The sequence below is a fragment of the Hymenobacter sp. BT188 genome (assembly GCF_014333585.1).
In the GTDB taxonomy this organism is placed as follows: domain Bacteria; phylum Bacteroidota; class Bacteroidia; order Cytophagales; family Hymenobacteraceae; genus Hymenobacter.
Genome location: NZ_JACSCW010000009.1, coordinates 20,570 through 44,680, shown reverse-complemented (window position 1 = coordinate 44,680; position 24,111 = coordinate 20,570). Strand labels below are relative to the sequence as shown.

22 protein-coding genes are annotated in these 24,111 nt (G+C 53.8%); 13 read left to right on the top strand and 9 right to left on the bottom strand.

The genetic code is table 11. The features are described from left to right. Nucleotides 1–37: 37 nt before the first annotated feature. The 6 genes from H8B13_RS19425 to H8B13_RS19400 all read left to right on the top strand — a co-directional run bounded on the left by H8B13_RS19425 (nt 38) and on the right by H8B13_RS19400 (nt 7,635). Nucleotides 38–574: a hypothetical protein gene (locus H8B13_RS19425; RefSeq protein ID WP_187312485.1), complete on the top strand. Its 537-nt coding sequence runs from the start codon at nt 38–40 to the stop codon at nt 572–574. Nucleotides 575–631: 57 nt separating this feature from the next. Continuing rightward, nucleotides 632–1,168 carry a hypothetical protein gene (locus H8B13_RS19420; RefSeq protein ID WP_187312484.1) on the top strand — a complete coding sequence of 179 codons (537 nt, stop codon included), beginning with the start codon at nt 632–634 and terminating at the stop codon, nt 1,166–1,168. A 9-nt stretch (nt 1,169–1,177) separates the two neighbouring features. Further along, nucleotides 1,178–2,011 carry a hypothetical protein gene (locus tag H8B13_RS19415; RefSeq protein WP_187312483.1) on the top strand — a complete coding sequence of 278 codons (834 nt, stop codon included), beginning with the start codon at nt 1,178–1,180 and terminating at the stop codon, nt 2,009–2,011. A 92-nt stretch (nt 2,012–2,103) separates the two neighbouring features. Then, nucleotides 2,104–3,147 (top strand): sensor histidine kinase, encoded by a 1,044-nt coding sequence (locus H8B13_RS19410; RefSeq protein ID WP_187312482.1) that lies wholly within the window; start codon nt 2,104–2,106, stop codon nt 3,145–3,147. Nucleotides 3,148–3,371: 224 nt separating this feature from the next. Further along, nucleotides 3,372–4,358 carry a YitT family protein gene (locus tag H8B13_RS19405; RefSeq protein ID WP_187312481.1) on the top strand — a complete coding sequence of 329 codons (987 nt, stop codon included), beginning with the start codon at nt 3,372–3,374 and terminating at the stop codon, nt 4,356–4,358. Between the two features lie 79 nt (nt 4,359–4,437). Further along, nucleotides 4,438–7,635: a cyclic nucleotide-binding domain-containing protein gene (locus H8B13_RS19400; RefSeq protein WP_187312480.1), complete on the top strand. Its 3,198-nt coding sequence runs from the start codon at nt 4,438–4,440 to the stop codon at nt 7,633–7,635. 16 nt (nt 7,636–7,651) lie between these two features. Here the strand turns inward: H8B13_RS19400 and H8B13_RS19395 are convergent, their stop codons facing one another. Then, nucleotides 7,652–8,632, bottom strand: a complete 981-nt coding sequence (locus H8B13_RS19395; protein ID WP_187312479.1) for a GDP-mannose 4,6-dehydratase — start codon at nt 8,630–8,632, stop codon at nt 7,652–7,654. A gap of 175 nt (nt 8,633–8,807) precedes the next feature. Here H8B13_RS19395 and H8B13_RS19390 point away from each other — a divergent pair, with 175 nt between their 5' ends. Further along, entirely contained in the window at nt 8,808–9,647 is an 840-nt protein-coding gene (locus H8B13_RS19390) for a glycerophosphodiester phosphodiesterase (RefSeq protein WP_187312478.1), read from the top strand. 35 nt (nt 9,648–9,682) lie between these two features. Here the strand turns inward: H8B13_RS19390 and H8B13_RS19385 are convergent, their stop codons facing one another. The 7 genes from H8B13_RS19385 to H8B13_RS19355 all read right to left on the bottom strand — a co-directional run bounded on the left by H8B13_RS19385 (nt 9,683) and on the right by H8B13_RS19355 (nt 17,826). After that, nucleotides 9,683–9,928, bottom strand: a complete 246-nt coding sequence (locus H8B13_RS19385) for a hypothetical protein (RefSeq protein ID WP_187312477.1) — start codon at nt 9,926–9,928, stop codon at nt 9,683–9,685. 115 nt (nt 9,929–10,043) lie between these two features. After that, nucleotides 10,044–11,075, bottom strand: coding sequence for a hypothetical protein (locus H8B13_RS19380; protein WP_187312476.1), 1,032 nt, complete (start codon nt 11,073–11,075; stop codon nt 10,044–10,046). Between the two features lie 938 nt (nt 11,076–12,013). Then, on the bottom strand, nt 12,014–13,156 hold the full coding sequence (locus H8B13_RS19375) for a tetratricopeptide repeat protein (RefSeq protein ID WP_187312475.1): 1,143 nt from the start codon (nt 13,154–13,156) through the stop codon (nt 12,014–12,016). 178 nt (nt 13,157–13,334) lie between these two features. Beyond that, nucleotides 13,335–15,893 (bottom strand): DNA gyrase subunit A, encoded by a 2,559-nt coding sequence (gyrA, locus tag H8B13_RS19370; protein WP_187312474.1) that lies wholly within the window; start codon nt 15,891–15,893, stop codon nt 13,335–13,337. A gap of 117 nt (nt 15,894–16,010) precedes the next feature. After that, nucleotides 16,011–16,256: a hypothetical protein gene (locus H8B13_RS19365; RefSeq protein WP_187312473.1), complete on the bottom strand. Its 246-nt coding sequence runs from the start codon at nt 16,254–16,256 to the stop codon at nt 16,011–16,013. Between the two features lie 73 nt (nt 16,257–16,329). Beyond that, the gene (locus H8B13_RS19360; RefSeq protein ID WP_187312472.1) at nt 16,330–17,010 is read right to left on the bottom strand and encodes an HD domain-containing protein; all 681 of its coding nucleotides are present in this window, start codon (nt 17,008–17,010) and stop codon (nt 16,330–16,332) included. A 57-nt stretch (nt 17,011–17,067) separates the two neighbouring features. Then, on the bottom strand, nt 17,068–17,826 hold the full coding sequence (locus H8B13_RS19355; RefSeq protein WP_187312471.1) for a glycosyltransferase family 2 protein: 759 nt from the start codon (nt 17,824–17,826) through the stop codon (nt 17,068–17,070). Between the two features lie 123 nt (nt 17,827–17,949). Between H8B13_RS19355 and H8B13_RS19350 the strand changes: the two genes are divergently transcribed. Together H8B13_RS19350 and H8B13_RS19345 are read left to right on the top strand one after the other, a co-directional pair. Next, the gene (locus tag H8B13_RS19350) at nt 17,950–18,249 is read left to right on the top strand and encodes a hypothetical protein (RefSeq protein ID WP_187312470.1); all 300 of its coding nucleotides are present in this window, start codon (nt 17,950–17,952) and stop codon (nt 18,247–18,249) included. 83 nt (nt 18,250–18,332) lie between these two features. Next, a complete protein-coding gene (locus H8B13_RS19345; protein ID WP_187312469.1) occupies nt 18,333–19,205 on the top strand; it encodes a DUF1571 domain-containing protein in 873 nt (290 codons plus the stop codon). A gap of 108 nt (nt 19,206–19,313) precedes the next feature. Here the strand turns inward: H8B13_RS19345 and H8B13_RS19340 are convergent, their stop codons facing one another. Further along, on the bottom strand, nt 19,314–20,186 hold the full coding sequence (locus tag H8B13_RS19340) for an SDR family oxidoreductase (protein WP_187312468.1): 873 nt from the start codon (nt 20,184–20,186) through the stop codon (nt 19,314–19,316). Between the two features lie 127 nt (nt 20,187–20,313). On the opposite strand from H8B13_RS19340, the gene H8B13_RS19335 reads away from it, so the two are divergent. The 4 genes from H8B13_RS19335 to H8B13_RS19320 all read left to right on the top strand — a co-directional run bounded on the left by H8B13_RS19335 (nt 20,314) and on the right by H8B13_RS19320 (nt 24,056). Then, nucleotides 20,314–21,177 (top strand): NAD(P)-binding domain-containing protein, encoded by an 864-nt coding sequence (locus tag H8B13_RS19335; RefSeq protein WP_187312467.1) that lies wholly within the window; start codon nt 20,314–20,316, stop codon nt 21,175–21,177. A gap of 56 nt (nt 21,178–21,233) precedes the next feature. Next, nucleotides 21,234–22,487 carry an NAD(P)/FAD-dependent oxidoreductase gene (locus H8B13_RS19330; protein ID WP_315985168.1) on the top strand — a complete coding sequence of 418 codons (1,254 nt, stop codon included), beginning with the start codon at nt 21,234–21,236 and terminating at the stop codon, nt 22,485–22,487. A gap of 260 nt (nt 22,488–22,747) precedes the next feature. Next, on the top strand, nt 22,748–23,530 hold the full coding sequence (locus tag H8B13_RS19325) for an alpha/beta fold hydrolase (protein WP_261990476.1): 783 nt from the start codon (nt 22,748–22,750) through the stop codon (nt 23,528–23,530). Nucleotides 23,531–23,606: 76 nt separating this feature from the next. Beyond that, the gene (locus H8B13_RS19320) at nt 23,607–24,056 is read left to right on the top strand and encodes a PA2169 family four-helix-bundle protein (RefSeq protein WP_133272843.1); all 450 of its coding nucleotides are present in this window, start codon (nt 23,607–23,609) and stop codon (nt 24,054–24,056) included. The last annotated feature ends 55 nt before the right edge of the window (nt 24,057–24,111 follow it).

Here is a 24,111-nt window from a genome sequence, read left to right as displayed (position 1 = left end):
CGTCGCCAAGATTCAGCTCACACCTACGCTATGTTCTATGTCTACACGATCTAATCATTACTGGCTGGGCTGTTTATTGTTCGTCGCCAGCGGAACCCTGTCCGGATGCAACCAGAACCAGACTACCCGAAGCCAGCCGCCGCGTACCGATGCTTCGCTGTTTCAATTGGCCGTACTTCGGTCAGAGGTAGCGGCGGAAGATCAAAAACCAACCAAAAAGCCCAAGCCCGGTCGTAAGCCCAAGACGAAGGCTGACTACGAGAGTGCCATTGCATCGGTTAAAAAATACCGACAAACGCATTCTTCTGGGGGGATGCATACTGGCTACCTCAGCAAGCAGGTAGTCAAGGACCTTATGTCCAGCGGCAAATGCGAAGGCATCCGCATGTACCTGGCCGATAGTGCCGGGCAGGAGCGAATGGTGGTAATAGGCGTGGATAAGGATGGCGTTGATTTAGTTACTCCCACAAATCTGGAAGACCAAACCGGCCTCAAAAGCCAAGGCAAATACCTGTTTGGCATAACCGAAGACAAGTGCCCAGAGAATTGTGTGGGCGCAACTTTATATGAGTAAGCAGCCCGCAGGTAAGTAAACAACCCATCATTTCTTTCTCACTACATCTTGACTTCTATGAAAACAGGTACGAATCTGCGTTGGGTCGGCTGCTTATTAATAGTGTGTGCTGGGGGGCTTCTTGGTTGTGAGAATAAGTCCAAACCTACAGATCAGGGCACTCAGAAATCGTCGGTTTCAGCAACGGAACCTCAGATCGAACAAGCAGAGGTGGATTCAACTATGAATGCAGTCCCGGCTCCATTTGATCCTAATGCTGGTACTTTAATAGCCAGTAAGAGAGACCGTGATAGTGCTATCGCCGATGTAAAGCGCTACAAAAAAGATTATCCCCAAAATGTTAGTAGTAACTACTTTAGCAGAGATCTTATAAGCAAGCTTTTAGCCGACCCAAAGGTTAGAGGCCTCCGTGTTTATCGTAGTCAGGAGAAGGATAGAGGAAAAAGAAAAATTATCATCACCGGCGTGGATGACAAGGGCAAGGAGATACCTATTAACAAGGAGATATCACCCGGTATGTTTGAGCCAGACTACAAAATTGGGGTAAGCTATGAGAGATGTCCGGATAACTGCGGAATATTTGATCAGAATTAAATAACACGAATGGATGCTTGGGTAGTCGTTCACCACATTAACCGGATTCTGGAGGCTGCACCTATCCTGCCGTTTGCGTGCGCTTGCCTTCGCCGGCAGCACATTCCGTATCGCTTCCGGCTGGTATTCTATTATGTGGCCGCCAAAGTGGTGCTGTTTCCCATGGATACGCTCAGTCGCATCACTATTCGCAACAACGTCTACCTTTTTCACCTGAGCACGGTACTGATGTTGGTTTTGCTGGCGGGAACGTATCAGCGCCTGCTGCCCGCCGGACGCATGCAGCAGCTTATCCGGCTCAGTATAGGGGTATTTCTGATTGTGGCCTTACTGGATGCCACCGTGCTTAATGGCTTTACTACGGATGTAAATAGCTACGCGCAGGCTCTGGGCTGCACTATTCTGGTTACGCTGGCAATCATACATGTAGTGTACCTGACCAGAAGTTTACCCTTTGAGCTGGAAAAGCATCCCGAGTTCTTTTTCAGCGTTGCCATTCTGGTGTACTGTTCCTGCTCCGTAGTAACGTATGCTGCTATTAATATCATCTATAGCGCCGAATACTATGATCGGGCCACCATCATCCGCCTCGACACGCTACTGAGCAGCCCCGACACCTTTTTGGCCGCCGTGCACATGGCGTTGTTAGCCTGGATGTTCCACTTCTTTCCTCTAAGTGTGTCGGCGCGCGGGGCCCTGCCGCGCTGGTTGCACTACAGCAGCTGGCGCCGGCGCCCTTATCGGCTACTGGGCCAACCGCTTACAGCTTTGGTGCCAGCCATTGCTGTTCTGCGCGTACCTTCCGCCATTTCTGATTCTGTGCAACTGCTTCAGGATAAATGAGCATGTAAGGAGCCGCTGAATTTGCCCCCCGGATGCTTAACTTGGAACCGTAGCTTCGTTATTATTTACGTTGAGCTTAGCTGGCTAGTGCCATGCCCGATGCCCTGATTCCCTTTCTGCTCGTTGGCCCCATCCTGCTGCTGCTGGCCCTCGGCATCGTGACCATTCTGATTCGGGAGCAGCGGCGGCGCCTGGTGCAGGAGCAGGAAAAGCAGCAGATTCTGGCGCAGCAGAATGAGCAGCTGGAGCAGCAGGTAGCGGCCCGCACCTCGGAGATAATTGCCCAGCGCAATGACCTGGAGCAGGCACTCGCGGACCTGAAAACAACCCAAACCCAACTGGTGCAGCGGGAGAAAATGGCCTCCTTGGGCGAGCTCACGGCGGGCATTGCCCATGAGATTCAGAACCCGCTCAACTTTGTGAATAACTTCTCCGACCTGAGCGTTGATTTGGTGGCCGAGCTGGAGGAGGAGCTGGCCAAGGAGCGCCTGTCGGAGGATGGAAAGCAAAATATTCAGGTGCTGCTGCAGGAGCTTATTCAAAACCAAAGCCGCATTAATCAGCATGGGAATCGTGCCGACCGCATTGTGAAAAGCATGCTGGAGCACTCCAGGGCCGGCAGCACCCAGCGCCAGCCCACCAATATTAATACCTTGGTGGAAGAAAGCCTGCGCCTGGCGTATCATGGCTGGCGGGCCAAGAACAAGGATTCCAACGCCACGCTCCGCACCGAGCTAGACCCCAACCTGAAACCCGTACTGGTGTTGCCTCAGGACTTGAGTCGGGTCTTTCTGAATCTGCTTACCAATGCCTTTTACGCCGTGGCGGAAAAGAGCCGGCAAGCGTCACCCGACTATTGTCCGGAAGTGTGCGTGCAAACCCGCCAGGTGGGCAACACGGTGCAGGTACGGGTGCGGGATAACGGGAACGGGATTCCGGCGGCGGTACGTGAAAAAATATACCAGCCCTTTTTCACCACCAAACCCACGGGCGAGGGCACGGGCCTGGGCTTGTCCTTGAGCTACGATATTATCACTAAAGGCCACGGCGGCACGCTCAGCCTGGACAGCAAGGAAGGGGAATACACAGAGTTTACCATTTCCCTGCCTGCTGACCCAAAAAAGCGCTTATGCTAGCTCAAGTATTATTTTGCGATTTAATTAAATTAATCCGATATTTTCGAGTGGTGCCCCTTCGTCTTAAGACGAGGTAAAGGGCACCGAATCAGATTTGGTTCTTCGGTGCTGGTGCAAGCGTTGAGCTTTTGACTGGCGTTTTCTGCTTTTGTCAGGCCGCAGCCCCGGCTGGTGGGCCTACGGAGAATATATCGGTAGTGAACACCTGGCTTTTGCTGGCGGCAATGTTGCTCGATCACCTCATCCCTTCTCGCTTTCGCACCAAACGCTACGCGCAGCAAGTGGTAGCGGCCCCCGTGGAAGACGCGGCAGCGGAGCCCACCAACTATAAGCTGTTTTATGCGCTGTCGCAGCGCTGGGTGCGTCGCACGATAGTGCAGACACTGCTGCTGCTGGCGGGCGTTTTTTCGGCGGCGCTGGGCTTGAAGGGCTTCCTGCTGCCCAATGAATTTATCGACGGCGGTGTTACGGGTATCTCGCTGCTGGTCCGGCATCTGACCGGTATGTCCCTGTCGGTACTGATTCTGGTAATCAATATCCCCTTTATTATCCTGGGCTACTATCAGCTGGGGCGCAAGTTCGCACTCAAAACCCTGCTGACCATTATGGCCCTGTCCGGGGCGCTGCTGATTGTATCCTTTCCCAGTGTCACGGAGGATAAGCTGCTGATTGCAGTGTTTGGCGGCTTCTTCCTGGGGGCGGGCATTGGCCTGGCCATGCGGGGCGGCGGCGTACTCGACGGCACTGAAATTCTGGCCCTCTGGCTTAGCCGCAAGCTGCCGCTCTCCATTGGCGATATTGTGCTGATTATCAATATCATCATCTTCAGCGTGGCGGCGTGGCTGCTGTCCATCGAAACCGCTTTGTATTCCATTCTGGCTTACTTATCAGCTGCCAAAACCGTGGATTTCATCCTGGTGGGCATTGAGGAATACACCGGCCTGACGATTATCTCCTTCCACAGCACGGAAATCCGGCAGATGATAACCGATAAGCTGCGCCGCGGCGCTACCGTGTACGAGGTTACCCAGGGCTACGGCTCGCACGGGCATCAGCACCTGAAAACAGAAGCCATTTTCACGGTCGTTACCCGCCTGGAGGTCGTGGGCCTGACCGATGAGATTCATAAAATAGATCCGAACGCTTTTGTGGTCATGCAAAGCATCAACGACACCAAAGGCGGACTGGTCAAGAAGCGCGCCTTGCACTAAGCCGCTCCGGTGTGGCTGGCATAGCCTGCGAAATGGCTGCCAGCTTTCGGTGGGGGGCTTTTTTAACCGATGAATTCTAATGGAGAAGCTAACCCGGTTTCTGGGAATACGGCCCGGCGAAACAAAGACGGTTTGGTTGTTTCTTGCGCACAACTTCCTGCTGGGCATCGGCACCATCCTGGTGTACGTGACGGCCAATGTACTGCTGCTGGAAGTGAACCCGGAGCGCAATCTGCCCCTGGCGTATTGCGTGGGCGCGCTGGCCATGATGGCCGTGGGTAAGTTGTACGCGCATTTTGAACACCATTGGCTGTTGCAGAAGCTGGCCGTGCGGGCGCTGTTGGTCGCGGTGGTGCTCACGCTCGTGCTCACACTGCTGCTCTTGCTGGGCCCGTCCGTCACGACAGCCGTGGCTATAATGACCGGCTATCGTTTGATTTATCTGCTGACCAACCTGGAGTTCTGGGGCATGTCGGCGGTGGTCTTCAACGTGCGGCAAGGGCGGCGGCTGTTCAGCATCATCAGCGCCGGCGATATGCCCGCCAAAGCCATTGGTGCCGTGCTGGCCGTAGTGGTGCACGCTTATAATGAGCTGTATGTGCTCTTATTAACCGCCTGCGGGGCCTATGTGTTGGCCTCCGTGATTCAGCGAGCCACGTTTAAATCGCGGTTGGTGGTGGCACGGCCGGGGGCGCCCCGGGTGGCGCGGCCGATACAGTCTGCGCTGGTGCGCCAGGTGTTTGGGGCCAGCCCCCTGATTCATGCCATGGGCCTGAGCCTGACGGCAATTGCGGCGGTAGCGGTGGGCGTGGAGTATATCTTCTTTGTGAATGTGAAGTACAAGCTACAGGATCAAACCACGATTCTGCAGTATGTGGGGGGCGTTTTGGCGCTGACTTATCTGCTGGCCATGCTGTTCAAGGTGCTGTTCACGCGCCACGGCATCGACCGCCTTGGGGTGCGCTGGACTCTGGCTTTGCTGCCGCTCTCGGCCTTGGCGGGTATTCTGCTGTTTGGGGCCTTGCAGGTGGCGGCCGTTGGTCCGGCCATACTGCTGGTATACTTTGGGGGGCTTTATCTGACGCTGGAAGTGCTGCGCCGGGCATTGTTTGAGCCAGTGTTTCTGGTGCTGTTTCAACCACTTACGCCCCTGGAGCGCCTGGAAGGACATACCCTGGCCAAAGGCTTCTATGAGCCGCTGGGTTTGGGTTTGGGGGGCTTATTACTGCTGGGCTTGCATGGCTCCCCGGCCCTGAATCAGTGGGTGCCGTTTGTGTGGATGGGGCTGCTGCTGCTGGGGGCAGTTTTTCTGTTGCAACGCACCTATTGGAAATATCTGGATGAGCTGAAAGACGCGCTGGGTCTGCGCTTTGAGGCTAACACCGAAGTAAATTTGCCCCCCAGCGGCTCCCTTGCCCTTGATGAGGAAGAACCTGACAGTGGTATGGAGGAAGCGTTGCAGGCTATCGATGAGTTGCTGAAAGCCGGCGGACTGGTCAAGAACGCGGAGGCCTTGCTTGCGCATACTGATAGCCGGGTGCGCACGCGCGTGCTGAGCGTGGTGGGCCACCAGGCCGACCCGGGCTTGCTGCGGCGCCTGGCCCTTGATGACCCTGACCCCAAACTGCGCGAAACCGCCAGCGCCCTGGCCGGAGCCCACCCCGAGGCGAATGATTTACTGCAGCATCCGGATGTGGTGGTGCGTAGAGGAGCCCTGCGGGGACGCCTGACGAAAGCGCCCAATGATATTCAGGCTCGGGAAAGCCTCAGCACGATCCTCGTTTCCTCCGACACCAGCTCCCGCCTCCTGGCGCTGGGACTGATCCGGTTTTTGGCCCCCGAGCAGCAAAGCGAGCTGCTCACTACCTGCCTGCACAGTCCGGTGCCGGAAGTCGTGCAGGCCGCCGTAATCGCCGCCGCTGATACGACCAATCCGGCCCTGACGGATGATCTGCTGCACTTGCTGCGCAACAAAACAATAAGGAGTTCAGTGGCCGACAGCCTGGTGGGAATTGGGGCGCCGGCGTTGCCTAAGATCAAAGAATCCCTAACGAAGGAGTCAGATGGGCGCTACCTGCATCTGCTGGCGCAGGTATGTGCCCGGCTGGCTACCCCGGCCGCCCGGCAGGTGTTAATGGAGGTTGCCCAGACCTCTAATTTGCACGCCCGCGCCGCGGTACTGCGGGCGCTGAGCAGCTACGCCACCGTGCCTGCCGATGCGCCCCTGTTTCAGCGCCTGGTAGAGAAGGAAATGCGGCTGGCCCAGCAAGTACTGCATGGCATGAGCAGTGCCAACGCGGAGCTGCGCGCGGCCTTACGCTATGAGCTCAAAAAAGGGCAGCAGCGCCTGTTCTGGCTGCTCATGCAGATTTATGAGCGCCAGCATATTCTGGATGCACAGCGAGGCGTGGCCCACTCGGCCGGCGAACGGCAGGCCAATGCCCTGGAGATTCTGGACAACTTGATTCCCCGGCCGCTTTACCAGGGCCTGCAAGCCTTGCTCGATACCGGCCGCTTGCGTGACAAGGTGCAAACCTTTGATAGCTTATTGGGTCCTCGGAGTTCCGCCGAGCCTATGCAAACCTCCATCGTACGGCGCGGCTCTGCCTCCTTCTCGGCCTGGACGATTAGCGTGGCGCTGCGGCAGTGGCACCCGAACCCTGAAACCGTGCTGTATTTACACCCACACCTGCTGTCCGCCAACATACTTATTCAGGAGAGTGCCATGGCGGTGCTGCGCCAGCTGCCCTTGCAGCGCCCCGCGGCTTTCGACCAACTGATTTCTGTTTACCCGGATTCTCATCAGCTGCTTATGAATACGTCTCACGCTTCCGCATCCTGTGTATCGGCGCGGGAGCGCGTACTGCTCCTGAAAGGCACTGCGCTCTTTGCCGAAACGCCCGAGAACGTTCTGGGTACTATTGTGCCTATAATGAACGAAGTAGCTTTTCAGCCCGATCAGGAGATTTTTGTTAAAGGAACCCTGGGTAACTCCTTGTTCATTGTAAGCCAGGGGGAAGTCGGAATCTTCGACGGACCTCTGCGGCTCACGACTTTCAGTAAAGGTGATTTCTTTGGGGAGCTAGCCCTGCTGGATGCTGAAGCCCGCTCCGCCACGGCCATTGCGCTGAGCCCGGTAATAGCTTTTCGCATTGACCAGGAGGACTTCTATGATGTAATGGAAGAGTGCTCCGAAGTTGCCCGCAACATTATGCGTGTGCTCTGCCAGCGCCTACGGCTCCAGAACGAAAAGATGCTGCCCGGGGTGGCGGCGTAAACCTCCAGGCTTAGGCTTAAAGCAATGAGGTGCTGGGCTTCTGTTGCCAGTGTATGAACTGCTTAAGCCCTTCGGCCAGGGAAGTCTGAGGGGCATAGCCCAGAAGCTCTTTTGCCTTGCTAATGTCGGCGTAAGTTACATCAACGTCGCCCGCCTGCATGGGTTGAAAGACCAGCTGAGGGGCAATTCCGACCGCTTCCCCGACGGCGTGAATCAGGTCCAGCAGCGGTACCGGGTGGCTGTTGCCCAGATTAATAGTATGAAAGCCAACAGGCTGGGATAACAAATACGCTACGCCCCGGACAATGCCCTCCACGGTATCACCCACATAGGTGTAGTCGCGGGCCGTGGTGCCATCGCCAAACACCGGGATGGGCTGGCCCGCTCGCAGTAGACGCACAAACTTATGAATGGCTAAATCGGGCCGTTGCCGGGGGCCAAAGACCGTAAAAAAGCGGGCATTGAGCACGCTCAAGCCGTAGAGGTGATGGTAGGTATAAGTCAGTTGCTCGCCGGCTAGCTTAGAGGCCGCGTAGGGCGAGATGCAGGCTTGCAGCAAGGATTGATCTTCGCGGAAGGGGCGCTGGGGGGAGTTGCCGTATACAGAGGACGACGAGGCAAAAAACAACTTGCCGACGCTCCGCAGCCGCATCCATTCCAGCAGGTGGGTGGTGCCCAGCACGTTGTTGTCCAGGTAGGCCACCGGTTCGCGCACCGACGGCCCGACACCGGCTTTAGCCGCCAGGTGCACCACCAGGTCGATAGGCGTAGCACCCAGGGCCTGGGTCAGGGCGTCGGAGCCGGCGCGCAGGTCAAGCTCGAGAAAACGAAAGTAGGGATGTTGAAAAAAGCCCCCCATGTTTTCCTGCTTGAGGCTCTGGGCATAAAAGGGGTCAAAGTTGTCGAGGCCCACTACGTGATAGCCATCGGCCAGCAGCCGTTCACAGAGGTGGGAACCAATAAAGCCGGCGCAACCCGTTACCAGTACCGAAGGCATATACAAAGAGGTAATAAGCAGTAAAGTGGGGCTAAAGGTAGAATGAATTATGCAGTTCAGAGTAGGTAGGAAGCCAGCTTAAACTGCGAACTTGCGGACTATGCGTCTAACAAAACGAGCCCACCGAATAGGAAGGGGCGTACTTCTTTTGGCTGGCATACTGGGTGCCGGCCGCTTGATTTGGGAATCTAACGCTTCCGTTCCGGGGCCCCTCACCAACCGTCACGTTGGTTATATTCAGGTGATTGGGCACGCTGGCTCCGGCTTTTTTACCCCCCTGAATCCCTTTAATCCCTTGCCGCCCAGCAGCCTGGCGGGTGTGGAAAAGGCCCTGGCGCAGGGTGCCGACGGCGTGGAGATTGATGTGCAATTGAGTCAGGATAGTATTCCTATACTCTACCATGATCCGACGCTCAATTCCATGACTACTGGCAGTGGCTGCGTAAGTCAGCAGCCCGCGGCGGCATTGGTGAAGCTACCATATAGGGGTGGATGGGGCTATGATTTGTTTCACAACGAGCGGATCATAACCTTGGAAACCCTGTTCGCGCGCGTGGCGCGCTATCCTCAGTATCCCTACCTGCACCTCGATTTGCACGAGCATGATGGGTGTGGAGGGGAGTATACTCGGTCACCCGCGCTGGTTCGGGCCCTGGCGTCTCTGATACGTCGCTATCAAGTGCCCACCGACCGACTGCTTATTCTGACAACTTATCAACCCACGCTGCGCCAACTCAAGCACGAACTCCCACAGGTTCCGCTGGGCCTGGAAGTTACCAAAGACGAAGATTTCATGGCTGGAATAGCGGCCGCTAAGGGTATCGGGGTGCAAGCCATCGTGATACCAAAAGCTTTGGCGACGCCTGAGCAAGTCGCACAGGTACAGGCGGCGGGCTTCGACGCCGTACTGTTTGGGGGGCGTTCCGCCGGCTCGATCCGACGCTTAGTAGCTGCCCATCCCGATGCCATTGAGGTAGACAACGTGCCTCAACTGCTGCGCACGCTTAAACGATAGCATTCGGGCGCAGCAGTTGAGAACATAACAGAAAACTAAGGATTGGTCGTTGCCGCTGAGTCGGTTGCTGGCGGCAGGGTAGTGGGGGGCATTTCTGCGCGTGGCGTCATTCGTTCACTTTCCAACAGCTTCTGAAGGCTGTCATTCTGACTCTTAAGTCTATCATTCTCCTGCTGCATAGCCTGGGTACTATCCGCTGGGTCAGAAGTTGTGGTCTGTTGTGGCTCGCAAGCAACCAGCAGAGCCAAGCTTAGGAAGGAGAGTAGTGTGCGGGAATTCAAAGGAATCATTTTTAGGGAAGCTATGAAAAGAGACAATAATAGGTTAACATAACTTATATATAAACGAAACTTTGCCTATATATACAGTACTGAAATAGGGCAGGAGATGCCAACATTAGCCAGCCAATTGCCTCCTGATCTTCTCCAACAGTATCCGTACGATCTCCACATCATCCAGATCCTGAATATTGAACTGCGTATCCATGCCCGGTCCGGTGATGTGGATAGAGAATGAAGGTGCTGAACCTGCATTAGAAACCTTAGTCTGAGTTGATACTGCACTATTGCCAACCTTGGGAATGGCGCTGTTCGTATTACTAGCTGTCGGAATATTCATTGGTGCAGAACCAGATACTGGAGGCTCAGTCATAAAGGCCGACGGCGCGTGCTCAGGTGCTCTGGGGGGCATTTGTTCCGACTCTTCCTCTAAGTCTTCAGTATCCAGTCCAAACAGCGCAGATACAGCATCCTTTGAAGGCACCCTTGGTACAAGACTACCTATGGAGTTAATACCATCATTAGGTTGTGCTGTGCCTGCTTCGGAGGTTCTGGCTGTGGCAATGGTATCTGAAGTAACTGATGTTTCAGTAGCGGGCATAACGGGCCCCCGGAACAAGTTCATCGGCATGTCCGTGCTAGCCAGTTCGCGTCGCGGAGGTTGTTGAGCAGCCAACTGATCGATATCAGCTACCACATTACGCTCATCCATCACCCCAACCATCCGTGCGCCTTCCACAAAGGCCTTCGCTACATTCTGAGCATTGATCTCTTCAACACCAAATTCCCTGATCAGCATTACATCCAGCATATGCACTGGTAGCTCGCGACTCCGAAACTTACGGCAGATCTGAGTAAACAACGGCGGATGTAGAAAAGCCTCCCGATGGAATATCTTCTCTTCCTGCTTATCATAGGCATGTTTTATCCGACGAAACAGGTTTGTAGTAGTCAGTAGCTCGCGTTTACTGGTTATGAGGCCAAACTTCACAGCTGAACCTATGATAGCTTTAAAAGAGCCACTAACCTTTCTATTGAGCTTGCGTGCACATGTTTCAATTGCGCACTTACCTCCTGTATCATCCACTACTTCAGCTACTTCCCAGGCACTTAGGTAACTAGTGCGTGGATAGTCAATGGTCTTAGGCATATAAAGAGATGGTATATAGTATGTGAACACAAGTATAATCAATATCAGTATATAATAGTAGTACAAAGTATTAAAAGGTAATACCATAATATATCATTTTATACTATCTTATACTTTTATAGTGTCATTCGATATATTAATTATCATTTCAAATAATACAACCGTATTTAAATACCAATCTAACATAAGGCCGGGCCGCGGCGGGAGTGTGGTTAATAGGTGCTATAATCGCAGTAGGGGCCCTCTAATCGACTTGATTGCTGTGAGATACAATTTTCAACCCCAATTCTTAGCTACTTATTATAGGCGTTTAAATAGACGATATAAATAGGAGCAGGTTTACCAGAGAATAACTGGCTGACCATTGAAAGAATGGCTTTATTGATCCTGGCTTTCTTAAATGAGCATCAGTTCAGTAGTTGCCGGTGCTTTCGGTTTGGTCGAAGCCCACACCGTCTTAAGCTGAGCTCTACAACGACACACGCCAGACAAGAAGCTCCAGCTGCTTTTGATTGGCTAGAGTGTCTTATTGCTTCGAGTAGCAGTTCTGTCGGCTAAAATTCTTCAGCGAGTCATCCAGCTGCAACTGCTCCGCTATAAATCAATAGCAACTCCTTATTAATGCATCTAATCTGTAGGGGAATCCGAAGTAAATGAGCAAGAAGTGGCCCAGCGAATGAATACGAATTCTGTTATTTCGATTAATTTAAATTTTGTTCAATGGAAATTTTATAAGCCTTATCATATCTATAGCGCATTTACTCAAACCGAGCAATAATGATCATATTTAGACGTGCTGTCTATCACCAAATTCACCAAAACCATTTGTCTTATAATTTATATTATGTTAAGTAGTGTTTTCAAAAAGCAGCCCGAGTACCAATCTGGGACTCGGGCTGCTTAATTTTCACTCCCCCATTGCTGGCGGCAGTTGCGCTTTATTTCTTGAGTGTCTCAAGCTTCGCATTCATTTTTTCTGCATCAGCGTTACGGCCTAAGCGAACATATACTTTCTGCAAAGACGAAATGGTAGCCCGGTCATCTGGCTGCAATTGCAAAGCCTTCTCAAAATGCGGTAATGCTTGTTCAAAGTATTTTTTACCTTCTGCTTCGAGTTTCTTGCCAGACTTCTGGTAAGAAGCCATATCCATCTTGCTAGCTTTCGTATAGTTCTCAGCCGCTTTGTTGTAATTATATACACCCATATTGAACTGAGCGTCAAAGTTATCGGGATTAACCTCAACTGCTTTGCGATAAGCAGCTAGTGCTTGCTCAGGCTGCTTATTCGAATCAAGAATAGAGCCTTTTACGGCGTACAAGTTCGAGTTGGTTGGATCAGCAGCAATAGCACGGTCAATTTTGTCCAATGCTTCTTTGCCACGACCAGCAGCCAGATACATATTCAACTCTTCCAGCATGAATGCCTTGTTGGTTGGATATGCCTGCAATGCCTGCTGTACGACTTTCATGGCTTCAGCATCGTTTTTCTCTTCACGGGCAATCTGTAACAAGCGGCCATACATCTGGGGCGACTTGTAGTTCATCGCCTGCAACTTGCTATAAGTAGCCTTCGCCGACGCAAAATCCTGCTTGGCTTCCGCTGCATAAGCTGCATACAGGTAAGCAGTTGTATCCTGAGGCCGGATCTGCTGGGCCATCTGGTACGACTTAATTGCCTCATCGAAATTCTTGCCGTTATAGCTTTCTACGCCGGCATTAAGGGCCAGGCCGTATAGGTTGTCCATTTTTGCGACAGCCTGCTTACCGAATTCTCCATCTTTACCATCTAGCTCGATAGCCTTTTGGTAAGATTCAAACGCAGTTTTTGCACCCTCACCGGCACCCAGAGCTTTACCATAGATCGGGCTGGCAGCCATACCGTCATAGATCTCGCCGCGCGTATACCAGGTTTTAGCCTTGGTTGAGGTCTTCGGATTTTGAACGGCCTTGTCGATTTCCGTGCGAGCCTTATCAAGGGTACCCTGACGTTGGAAAAGAATTGCGTTGGTAACGGCCGAGTTCTGTGCTGATGCAGTATGGAGAGTGGCTGCAGCAACCAGGGTCAAAAGAATCTTCTTCATAGAGATGATACTCAAGAATTAGGGTGAAAGAAAGGAATTGCTGCCCAAACGCGGAAAATATGTGCTTGGTTCAGCCTTGGGTTGTAAGTAAGGTGGTTGAAAAACAAAAATGGCTGAAAAAAGACAGTAACGACAGAAAAACCATCAGTACTATCCATTTTCAGCCATAAGAGTATGCCTAGTTATCGCTAAGCTGCTCAGGATCAGTTAAGGTAGCTAAATCAGCTGGCGTATCCACATTAATGGGTTGGCCCTCTCCATCTTCGCCAGTTCCATTCAGAATTTCTTCCTCCTTTTCCTCAGCGGCTACTTTAGCAACAGATGATATTTCATCGCCCGCGCTGATTTTAAGTAGACGTACGCCTTGCGTGGCACGACCAATTATGCGCAGATCAGCCACCCGCAGACGTATAATGATACCCGACTTGTTGATGATCATCAAGTCGTCCGTGTCATTTACATCCTTAATGGCTACCAGTGCACCGGTCTTTTCTGTCACCTTCATTGCCTGCACACCTTTACCGCCACGGTTAGTAATGCGATATTCTTCTAGCTCAGAGCGCTTGCCGTAACCATTCTCGGATACAACCAATAGCTCCTGACTTGGATCTGATACGCACACCATACCAACGACACGGTCATTAGCATTCGCCAATGTGATACCGCGCACACCGGCAGCGTTACGGCCCATCGAACGCACTTTGCCTTCGGGGAAACGTACTGCCCGACCCGAACGCAAGGCAACCACGATTTCGCTGCTGCCCGTAGTGAGCTGCACGTCCAGCAAACGGTCACCTTCATTAATAGTGATGGCATTGATACCCGCCGTGCGTGGACGTGAATAAGCTTCCAATGGAGTCTTTTTCACGGTTCCTTGCTCGGTACAGAACATGAGGAAGGTATTTTCCAGATAGTCCGGGTCGCGCAGGCCGCGCACGTTCAATACAGAACGCACCGAATCTTCGCGAGGAATCTCAATCAGGTTCTGGATGGGGCGGCCTTTGGCGTTCTTGCCTCCTTCAGGCACTTCGTAAACCTTCAGCCAGAATACACGACCCAGCTCGGTGAAGAACAAGAGATATTCGTGGGTGGTAGCTACGAACAGATTGGAAGTAAAGTCGTCTTGCTTCGATGAGGCACCACGGGAGCCAACTCCTCCCCGACCCTGAGCCCGGTATTCGTCGAGGGCGGTGCGCTTGATGTAGCCTTCGTTGGAGATGGTAATTACCATACTCTCGTCGGCAATCATGTCCTCCATGCTGAAGTCGCCACCAGCGTACTCAATCATGGTTCTCCGTTTATCACCGTAGCGCTCCCGAATGTCGAGCAGCTCGTCTTTGATGATTTGCCGCTGCAACTCATCCGAAGCCAATACCGCTTTCAGATGATCGATGAGCTTCATCAGCTCATCGTACTCCTGCACGATTTTGTCGCGCTCCAGGCCCGTGAGGCGTTGCAGACGCATATCTAGGATAGCGCGGGCTTGTACTTCGCTGAGCTTGAAACGCTCAATAAGCTGAGCACGAGCCACTTCGCCATCGCGGGAGCCGCGAATCAGCGCAATTACTTCATCCAGATGGTCCAGAGCAATGAGCAGACCTTCCAGGATGTGAGCACGCTTCTGCGCTTCGGCCAACTCATAGCGAGTACGACGTACAACTACATCGGCACGATGCTCAACAAAGTAGTGAATCAGTTCCTTCAGATTCAGCGTCATCGGGCGGCCTTTTACCAAGCACACGTTGTTGACGCCGAAGCTGCTCTGCAGCTGGGTATAGCGGTACAGGTTATTGAGTACCACATTGGGCATGGCATCGCGCTTCAGATCGTACACGATGCGCAGACCGTCGCGGTCTGACTCATCGCGCAGGTCCGAAATGCCTTCTATGCGCTTCTCGTTGATCAGGGCAGCCGTTTTTTCAATCATCGACGCCTTATTCACCATATAGGGAATCTCGGTGATGATGATCTGCTCTTTACCACTGGGCAGGGTTTCGAAGTGCGCCTTAGCCCGCATCACCACCCGGCCGCGGCCAGTTTCGAATGCTTGCTTTACCCCTTCGTAACCGTAGATAGTGCCCCCCGTGGGAAAGTCAGGAGCCGTAACGTGCTCCATTAGCTCGGCGATGGTAATCTCGGAGTTGTCGAGATAAGCAATGATGCCGCTGACCACTTCCGTCAGGTTGTGAGGTGCCATGTTGGTGGCCATACCCACCGCAATACCCGTGGTGCCGTTTACCAGCAGGTTCGGGAATTTGGCAGGCATTACCGATGGCTCTTCCAGGGAGTCGTCGAAGTTGGGTTGAAAGTCAACCGTTTCCTTGTCCAGATCACCCAAAAGCTCATCAGCCAGACGCTTGAGGCGTGCCTCGGTATAACGCATGGCAGCCGGCGAGTCGCCGTCGATGCTACCAAAGTTACCCTGCCCGTCAACCAGCGGATAGCGCAGGCTCCATTCCTGGGCCATGCGCACCATGGTATCATATACTGAGGAGTCGCCGTGCGGGTGGTATTTACCCAGTACTTCGCCCACGATACGAGCACTTTTCTTGTAGGATTTATTATAGGATACGCCCAGTTCGCTCATGCCATAAAGCACGCGCCGATGCACGGGTTTCAAACCGTCGCGCACATCTGGCAGAGCACGGGATACAATAACCGACATCGAATAGTCGATGTAAGCCCCGCGCATCTCATCTTCAATGTTAATCGGAATGATCTTTTCGCCTTCCGCCATAGAGAAATCTAAGTAAGCCGAAAAAAAGCCCCCTGGGGGGCAATTTCGGCACCAGTGAATGAGTACTTTGTGAAGCCCGCAAGTTACGAAAAAAGGGCCGTTTTGCCTAATTGCAGCCTATTTCAGCGGCTTGCTTTTGTCGGCCTTGCGGCGCTTGCTGTTGCCTTCGTTGTGGACCTTGATTTTCTCGCCAATAGCCGGGTTTTGCTTTTTAAAGAAAGGCTGACCCCGAAACTTAGTACCATCGTGGAAATGCTGCTTGCGCGTGTGGCACGACATAATCGGGCAGGTACGACACGAGGCTAAGGCGACCAACAGAAACATGGCCACTACAAACCGAACATAGAGAAAACGTAGATTCATGCCCTAAAAGTAGCCATCCGATGCGAGTTATAGCGCACTCAGTTAAAGGTTCAGCTTGCACTAGATAAGACTATCACTCTACCGGCGCGCTTGCCTTAATGTCCTCCCCTTCCCATTCGCGCAGAAACTGAGCGAGAAACTCCTCCATAAACTGATGCCGCTGCCTGGCAACTGACCGAGCGGCTGGCGTGTGCAAGCGCTCCTGCAGATGCAGCAGCTTCTCGTAGAAGTGATTGATGGTGGGCGCGGTATTCTGCTTGTAACTCTCAAACGAGTCGTGGGCAATGGGCGCAACGGCTGGGTCGTGGAGCGGGCGTCCTTTATGGCCTCCGTAAGCGAAAGCCCGCGCCACTCCGATGGCGCCGATAGCATCAAGGCGGTCAGCATCCTGCACAATCTCCCCTTCCGGCGTGCTCATAGGCGTAGGCACCCCTACTCCTTTAAAGGAGATTTCCCGAATAATCATCTCCACGCGCTGAATAACGGCTTCCTCCACGCCCAGACTGTTAAGCCATTCCCGGGCCGCACGAGGCCCGGCTTCCTCATCGCCGGCGTGAAACTTCCAATCGGCTACGTCGTGGAGTAAGGCACCAAGCTCCGTGACAAAAGGATCGACGCCTGGCGTCTGGGTGGCCAGCGCTTGGCTTGTTTGCCATATCCGCTTAATGTGGGCCCAATCGTGACCGGAACCCTCGTTTAAAAACTTGGCTTCAATGAAGTCAACCGTACGAGCAACAACTTCTCTATTATCCAAATGTATTATTATTCAAATGTACAAAATACAATCATTCACTCTCCTAAGCGAGCAAAGTTAGTGGCCTGGCTCAACAACCCCGAGGGCTTTCAACTGGGGGGCATATTTAGCGTAAATTGCCCGCAGATCTTCTCCATGCTTCTCCCCATCTACCCCGATGCTCACGTTGCTGGTATGAAACCGGTGCAGGTGATTGATGTGGGGCGAAACCACCGGCAAATGGCCGGCCAGCAGGAAGCGCACATATAAGTCCAGGTCTTCGGCCATGGGCAGCTCCGCATCATAGCCTCCCACCTGATCAAATAGACTACGGCTGTAGCACACATTGCCCTGAATGAAATGCTCAGCCCGAAAAATGGCCCCCAGCATATCTAGTGGCGACTCAAAGCGCCAGGCATAATAATCTTCATTGGGCAGGTAGCGCCCATCCTGGTCAATACGCAGAAAATCGGCTACAAACCAGGGTGCGTCGGGGTAGCGTTGCACCAGGTCGGCATAGTGGTAGAGCGTGCGTTGCAACAGAATATCGTCATCATCGAGGGGCACCAGCCAGGCATCGGGGGGCGTTTCGCGGATAATACGGTTGCGGGCCTCCCCTGCCTTTAGCGGCTCAGGATAGCTCCAGGTACGCAGGTTTGGCGTTTCGGCCGCGGCCTGACGGAGCCATGCGCCGGTGCCGTCGGTTGAGCCGTTGTCGTAAATAAGATGTTCGAAAGAAAAGTCGAGCGGGGCGCTGATGCTGGCCCGTACGCTGGCCACCGCTTCGGGCAGATACTGGCGGCGGTTGTGGCTGGGAGTAATAACGGAAAAGTGCATGGCATTCTATTCTGCCTTTTGCCTCAAAAAGTTGCTGGCAATAGCGTAAAAGATCAACTTTCCGCCAGCGGCTGGCGTTCAGCAGCCATAACCCCGTTGCTTCTTTTCCGCACTCCTACCTTTATGCCCAGATTCGTAGTTAGCTTGCGGCTACCCGCGTTGTTTACCCAAGAGTTTATGGCGCTCATTCCATCACACTGGGCGCTTATTCAGCAGCTCATTGAGGACCACGTGATTGAAACCTATGCCATCAGCGCCGATCGTACGCGTGGCTGGATTACCATAAACGCGGACGATGCAGCAGCAGTACAGGCCGTAGTCGAACTGTTTCCGCTTTACTCATTTATAACGGAGGTAGAAATCGACGAACTTTTTATTTTTGATTCTGCTAAATCGCGCTTCCCCCGGCTCAGTCTTAATTAGCTGATGGAAGCGCAGTTTTTGTATCATTTCAACTAGTTACCCATTTGTTTTACCCATTTGCAAAGAGAAATTCGTACTCCCTTATGCCTTTATATCACCGGCTATTAGTGCCTGCTGCCAGCCTGTTAGCTGCTACTATAATTTTCCGGCCGGGTACTGCGCCGGCGGCGCCACCTACGGAAGGCATGACTACTGAGCGACTAGTTTCGCAGCTGCGAGTGGCCATCGATAATTTAAAGACTCTGCGGTGCACCGTGCATGCCCAGGAACGCCTGGGGGGCAAATACACACAGGCTAACTCCACCATGAAACTGGGGTACGCTCCCCTACAGATATTTCTGCGGAATAAAAAAGGCGTGGAAGTGCTTTGGGTGACGGGTCAGAATGATGGCGACGCGTGGGTGTATCCAAATAGCTTTCCATACGTCACGCTGAGCCTAGACCCAAATGGCATGCTGATGCGCCGTGGTCAGCACCATAGTGTGCTGGATGCCGGCTACGGCATGATAGCGGATATTCTGCGCGGCTCCGCGCAGCGCCCAGACAAGTCTTATGAACGGTCGTTTCGCTACACCGGCGATACGACTATTGCCGGCCGCCCCTGCTACCAGCTCAGCTCCGACTTCCCAAAGTTTCGCTACGTGAGCTATACTGCGGGCAAGGGAGAAACCGTAGCCCAGGTAGCCGACAAGTTTGGCTGTGGTGAATACCGTATTATGGAGAAAAACGGCGTCGCTGCCGACGCGCCCATTCCCACAGGTAAGGTGCTGCAAGTGCCCAACAGCTACGGCACAAGCACCCTAATTTGTGTGGATAAGAAGCTGTATTTGCCGCTATTGATCCGCGCGGAAGATGATAAAGGCCTATTCGAGGAGTTTAAGTTCTTGGACGTGGAAGCCAACCAACCCATTCCGGCCCAAGAGTTCACGAAGGAGTTTAAGGACTATAACCTGTAATCATCCTGTTAACGAGAGCCTTCTCAGCATAAAACATCTACATAAAAAGCCCCCCGGATTATGCCTGGGGGGCTTTTTTAATTCATACTAAGACATCCTCATAGAAGTCTACCGACGCATGGCTTTCTCAATTTCATCCCACATGGGGGCCGGAATCAGCTCCAGCTTATTGAACTCGCCAGCGCCGTTCAGCCACTCGCCACCATCGATGGTAACGACTTCGCCATTCATATAAGCGGAGAAATCGGATACGAGGTAGGCGGCCAGGTTAGCCAGCTCCTGATGGTCGCCTACACGCTTAAGGGGCACGGACGCGGCCGGATCGAGCTTTTTGGCGAGCGGTTCGGGAAACAGGCGGCTCCAGGCGCCTTCCGTGGGGAACGGGCCGGGCGCAATGGCGTTGGAGCGAATACCGTATTTAGCCCACTCCACAGCCAAGGAGCGCGTCATGGCCAGCACGCCGGCTTTGGCGGCCGCCGAGGGCACCACGTAGGCCGAGCCCACAGAGGCGTAGGTAGTCACAATGTTGAGGATAGTACCGGGCTTTTTGTCGGCTATCCAGCGTTTGCCAAAGGCGAGCGTGCAATTATAGGAGCCGCGCAGCACGATGTCTACAATCACGTCGAAGGCTTTGTGGCTGAGGCGCTCCGTAGGCGAAATGAAGTTGCCGGCAGCATTATTCAGCAATACATCGACGCCCCCAAATTCGTCGATGGTGCGTTGCAGCATATTTTCCACCTCCTCGTATTTGCGCACGTCGCACTGCACGGCCAGTATCTTGCCGCTGGTTTGCTGACGCAGTTCCTCAGCGGTTTTTTCCAACACGTCTAGCTTGCGGCTGCTGATGGTAACGTTGGCCCCCAATTGAAGAAAATACGTGGTCATGGCGCGGCCCAGGCCGGTGCCGCCGCCAGTCACAACGATGGTTTTGCCTTGCAGGGCGTTATCACGAAGCATGGGTTGGGTGTAGGGAGCGGACATAAAGCGTAGGGTTAGGCGGGGTTTGAAAAAATAAAAGACGAAGATCGGGAAAGGCACAAGAACGCAAATTGTCGGTTGAGGTGGGCCGCTTGGTCGGTAATGATTTTTTGCCACCTTTGATCCGCACATGAATGATTCCTTTCAAAGTCATCGTCCGACGGTAGCCGTGCTTGGTTGCGGCTGGCTGGGGTTGCCCCTGGCCCAGGCTCTTGTGGCCGAAGGCTACTCAGTGGCCGGCACCACCACCACGCCCTCACGTGTGCTCACGATGCGCGACGCGGGCATCCGGCCATACTTGTTGAGTCTGGGGGGCAAATTCACGGCCATCGACCGCGACACCCTGCACACCTTGCTTAGCGGCACCGATGTATTGGTGCTCAATGTGCCCCCGCGCCGCGGCGCCGCAACCAGCAGCTATTCCAACCTGCTGCACCCCGTAGCCGAAGCCGTCAAGGCTTGCCACGTAAGTCATGTGCTGTTTATCAGCTCGACCAGCGTATACCCCGACGAGCCCCGCGCCATGCACGAAGCCGATGCCCAGGCCGCCTCCGATGCTGCCTCCGATATGCTGCGGGCCGAGGACCTTTTTGCCCCCCACGATGCCAGCCTGGGCTCACCATGCAATACCGTGGTGCGACTGGCAGGCTTATTTGGTCCCCAGCGTCCGCCGGGCCGTTTTCTGGCCGGGCGGCTGGATGTGGCCCAGGCCAATGCCCCTGTCAACCTGATTCACCTCACCGACTGCGTGGGTCTGCTTTCGGCTATTATTCGGCAGCAAGCCTGGGGATACACGTTTAACGCGTGCGCCATCTCTCACCCCGTGCGCAGCGACTTCTATCCGAAAGCCGCCCAGCAGTTGGGCTTGCAGCCGCCTGATTTTCGCCTGGACGATACCCTGGGGGGCAAAATCATTGACAGCACCTTGATTCGGCAGACCCTGGATTACCGCTTTCAGCACGACGATTTAGAGATGGCACTAACGGCTTGCTAGACTTACTACCGTTGCTTTGGGGAGATTTTAGGCAGCGGGCTTCGTACCTTTGAGCTGTGCAAACTCTTTCTGATTCCAACACCGTAGCTGTGCTGGGCGGGGGCGCGGCGGGCTTTTTCGGAGCCATTGCCTGCGCCGAAGCCAACCCACGCCTCACGGTGTATCTTATTGAAAAAACCGGCAAGCTGCTGAGCAAAGTGCGCATTTCGGGCGGCGGGCGCTGCAACGTGACCCACGCCTGCGAGTCGCCGACACAGCTGGCGCAGCACTACCCACGCGGGGGCAAACAGCTAAAGGAGGCTTTCCGGGAATTTGATGCGCGCGCCACTATTGCCTGGTTTGAGCAGCGCGGCGTGGCGCTCAAGACGGAAGCCGACGGCCGCATGTTTCCCACTACCGACTCCTCCGAAACCATTGCCCTGTGTCTGCTGGAAGCAGCGCAGCGGGCCGGGGTACGCATCCTGCAACAAACCAACGCCGAAGAAATTGCCCCCCAGCCCGGGGGCGGCTTCCGTTTGCGGCTTACCGGCGCCCACGCCCAGGAAATGCAGGTGGCCCGCTTACTCATAGCCACGGGCGGAGCGCCCAAGTCGGAGAGCTACGAGTGGTTGAGGCAGCTGGGGCACACCATAGCCGAGCCCGTGCCCTCGCTATTCACGTTTAACGTGCCGGAGTCGCCGCTGCGGGAGCTGCCGGGCGTGAGCGTACCCAACGTACGCGTACGCGTGGCGGGCGAAAAGCTGGAGTATGAAGGCCCGATTCTGGTAACGCACTGGGGCGTGAGCGGCCCGGCCGTACTCAAACTATCGGCCTGGGGTGCCCGCCGCCTCCATGAACTACAGTATCAAAGCACGGCGCTGGTGAGTTGGGTACCAGCCCATACTGAGGAAACCCTCCGCCAGTGGCTGCACACCTTCCGCGACCAGAACGGGCGTAAGACCGTGGAAAGCAACCCATTATTTGGGCTGCCCCAGCGGCTATGGCGCACCCTCACCGATCAGGCCGGCATCAGCGCGGAAATGCGCTGGAGCGAGCTGCCCGCCAAGCTGCAAAACCGCCTGATTGAAAGTCTGCTGCGCACACCGCTGCCCGTGCGGGGCAAAACCACTTACAAGGAAGAGTTTGTAACCTGCGGCGGCATTGTGCTCGGCGAGATAAACATGCATACCATGGAAAGCCGCCGGGTGCCAGGCCTCTACTTTGCGGGCGAGGTACTTGATATTGATGGTATTACGGGTGGGTTTAACTTTCAGGCTGCCTGGACAACAGGGTATCTGGCGGGCCGGGCAATGGCAGCAAGCAATTCTTAGTTAGCCAGCTCGGAGCTAAACCCTAACACCTTAATTTTTTATTCAAACCATAAGTAGGCACTGTTGACTTGTAAGTGCACATTATCTCAAATACTCCCGTGCAACGAAAGTAAGATTGGTGCGCCTTTATGCTTTAATAGCGAATCATTACATATTTTAGAACAAAAGTACCCACTGGCACCGGGTTATCTTGTTTGCCTTGGACTATGGATGCACGCATACGAAACAATGTCAAGGTTATTGGCCAGGGTAAGCAGACAATGATGTTGGTTCATGGCTTTGGCTGTGATCAAAACATCTGGCGCTATATCACGGCGGGTTTGGCAGCTAACTATCAACTGGTGCTTATTGATCAGGTTGGGGTTGGCAATTCTGATCTATCTGCCTATCAACCGGATAAATACGCAACACTGAATGGCTACGCGGCCGATATAGTGGAGGTGTGTCACACGCTCGGTCTACAGGATGTTATTCTGGTGGGTCACTCCGTGGGAGCCATGATCAGCGTCTTGAGCGCGATTCAGGAGCCGGATCTTTTTTCCAAGCTGATTCTCATCGGCCCTTCGCCTTGCTATATCAACGACCACGACTATTTTGGAGGGTTTGACCGGGCTGATATCGAGGCGATGTTAGACATGCTGAACAAAGATTTTCGGGACTGGGCCAACACGTTTGCGCCTTTAATCATGGGGAATCCCGAATGTCCTTCTCTCGCTCAGGAATTAATTGAGAGCTTTTGCCGCGCCGATAATGCTATTGCCAAGGATTTTGCCCGGGTCACTTTTCTCTCGGACAACCGCCACGATCTGCCCAAGGTACTGACCAAGACGTTGATTCTGCAATGCTCCTCGGATATGATTGCGCCCGCCGAAGTAGGCGCTTTCGTGCACCAGTCCATCCCCGGTTCTACCTTAATCACCTTGCGGGCCACCGGGCATTGCCCGCACTTAAGCGCTCCTATCGAAACCTTGGCGGCCATAGGAAACTTCCTGCAGGACGCCAACTCAGTAAACAGCTCCAGTGCTGTAGTGGGCGTCGCATAGCCGAATTGCAACCTTGCGGGTATGGACACAGTAAAGCATACCAGTTAATGTTCTACCTATCCCAACCTTACGCCCCATGGATTCCAAAGCAACCCAAGCCCTACTCAACGAACTCGTTCAAACCCTGAAAGACGGCGAAGTTGGCTACGCCACCGCCCTTACTGATGTGGAAGACCAGGATCTGAAAGAGGTATTTAAGAAATACGCCGCCCAGCGCGATGGCTATCTTACGGAGATCGAAGACCAGATGCACCAGCTCAACCTCAAGGCTGAGGAAGACACGTCTATCACCGGCACTGTGCATCGCGCGTTTATCAATATCAAGGCAGCCATTACGAGCAAGGACCGCGAAAGCATCCTCAACGAGTGCGAGCGTGGCGAAGATTACGCCGTAAAAGCCTATCAAACGGCTTTGAAGGCAGAAAACCTGCCCGGCCAGCTGAAGTCTATCATTGAAAAACAATACCAAGGCGTACGCGAAGCCCACGACACCATCAAGTCACTGCGCGACGCGAGCAAGAAGTAACACTGGTTTCACAACCACAAAAAAGCCCCCCAGACGTTGGTCTGGGGGGCTTTTT

What these genes read in the sequence shown, in the direction of transcription:
- H8B13_RS19405 (WP_187312481.1), top strand. Translation starts at nt 3,372, where the DNA reads ATGTTGCTCGATCACCTCATCCCTTCTCGCTTTCGCACCAAACGCTAC.
- H8B13_RS19425 (WP_187312485.1), top strand. Translation starts at nt 38, where the DNA reads ATGTCTACACGATCTAATCATTACTGGCTGGGCTGTTTATTGTTCGTC.
- H8B13_RS19340 (WP_187312468.1), bottom strand. Translation starts at nt 20,186, where the DNA reads ATGTCCGCTCCCTACACCCAACCCATGCTTCGTGATAACGCCCTGCAA.
- H8B13_RS19400 (WP_187312480.1), top strand. Translation starts at nt 4,438, where the DNA reads ATGGAGAAGCTAACCCGGTTTCTGGGAATACGGCCCGGCGAAACAAAG.
- H8B13_RS19355 (WP_187312471.1), bottom strand. Translation starts at nt 17,826, where the DNA reads ATGCACTTTTCCGTTATTACTCCCAGCCACAACCGCCGCCAGTATCTG.
- H8B13_RS19410 (WP_187312482.1), top strand. Translation starts at nt 2,104, where the DNA reads ATGCCCGATGCCCTGATTCCCTTTCTGCTCGTTGGCCCCATCCTGCTG.
- gyrA (WP_187312474.1), bottom strand. Translation starts at nt 15,893, where the DNA reads ATGGCGGAAGGCGAAAAGATCATTCCGATTAACATTGAAGATGAGATG.
- H8B13_RS19325 (WP_261990476.1), top strand. Translation starts at nt 22,748, where the DNA reads ATGATGTTGGTTCATGGCTTTGGCTGTGATCAAAACATCTGGCGCTAT.
- H8B13_RS19395 (WP_187312479.1), bottom strand. Translation starts at nt 8,632, where the DNA reads ATGCCTTCGGTACTGGTAACGGGTTGCGCCGGCTTTATTGGTTCCCAC.
- H8B13_RS19350 (WP_187312470.1), top strand. Translation starts at nt 17,950, where the DNA reads ATGCCCAGATTCGTAGTTAGCTTGCGGCTACCCGCGTTGTTTACCCAA.
- H8B13_RS19320 (WP_133272843.1), top strand. Translation starts at nt 23,607, where the DNA reads ATGGATTCCAAAGCAACCCAAGCCCTACTCAACGAACTCGTTCAAACC.
- H8B13_RS19420 (WP_187312484.1), top strand. Translation starts at nt 632, where the DNA reads ATGAAAACAGGTACGAATCTGCGTTGGGTCGGCTGCTTATTAATAGTG.
- H8B13_RS19375 (WP_187312475.1), bottom strand. Translation starts at nt 13,156, where the DNA reads ATGAAGAAGATTCTTTTGACCCTGGTTGCTGCAGCCACTCTCCATACT.
- H8B13_RS19415 (WP_187312483.1), top strand. Translation starts at nt 1,178, where the DNA reads ATGGATGCTTGGGTAGTCGTTCACCACATTAACCGGATTCTGGAGGCT.
- H8B13_RS19345 (WP_187312469.1), top strand. Translation starts at nt 18,333, where the DNA reads ATGCCTTTATATCACCGGCTATTAGTGCCTGCTGCCAGCCTGTTAGCT.
- H8B13_RS19335 (WP_187312467.1), top strand. Translation starts at nt 20,314, where the DNA reads ATGAATGATTCCTTTCAAAGTCATCGTCCGACGGTAGCCGTGCTTGGT.
- H8B13_RS19365 (WP_187312473.1), bottom strand. Translation starts at nt 16,256, where the DNA reads ATGAATCTACGTTTTCTCTATGTTCGGTTTGTAGTGGCCATGTTTCTG.
- H8B13_RS19380 (WP_187312476.1), bottom strand. Translation starts at nt 11,075, where the DNA reads ATGCCTAAGACCATTGACTATCCACGCACTAGTTACCTAAGTGCCTGG.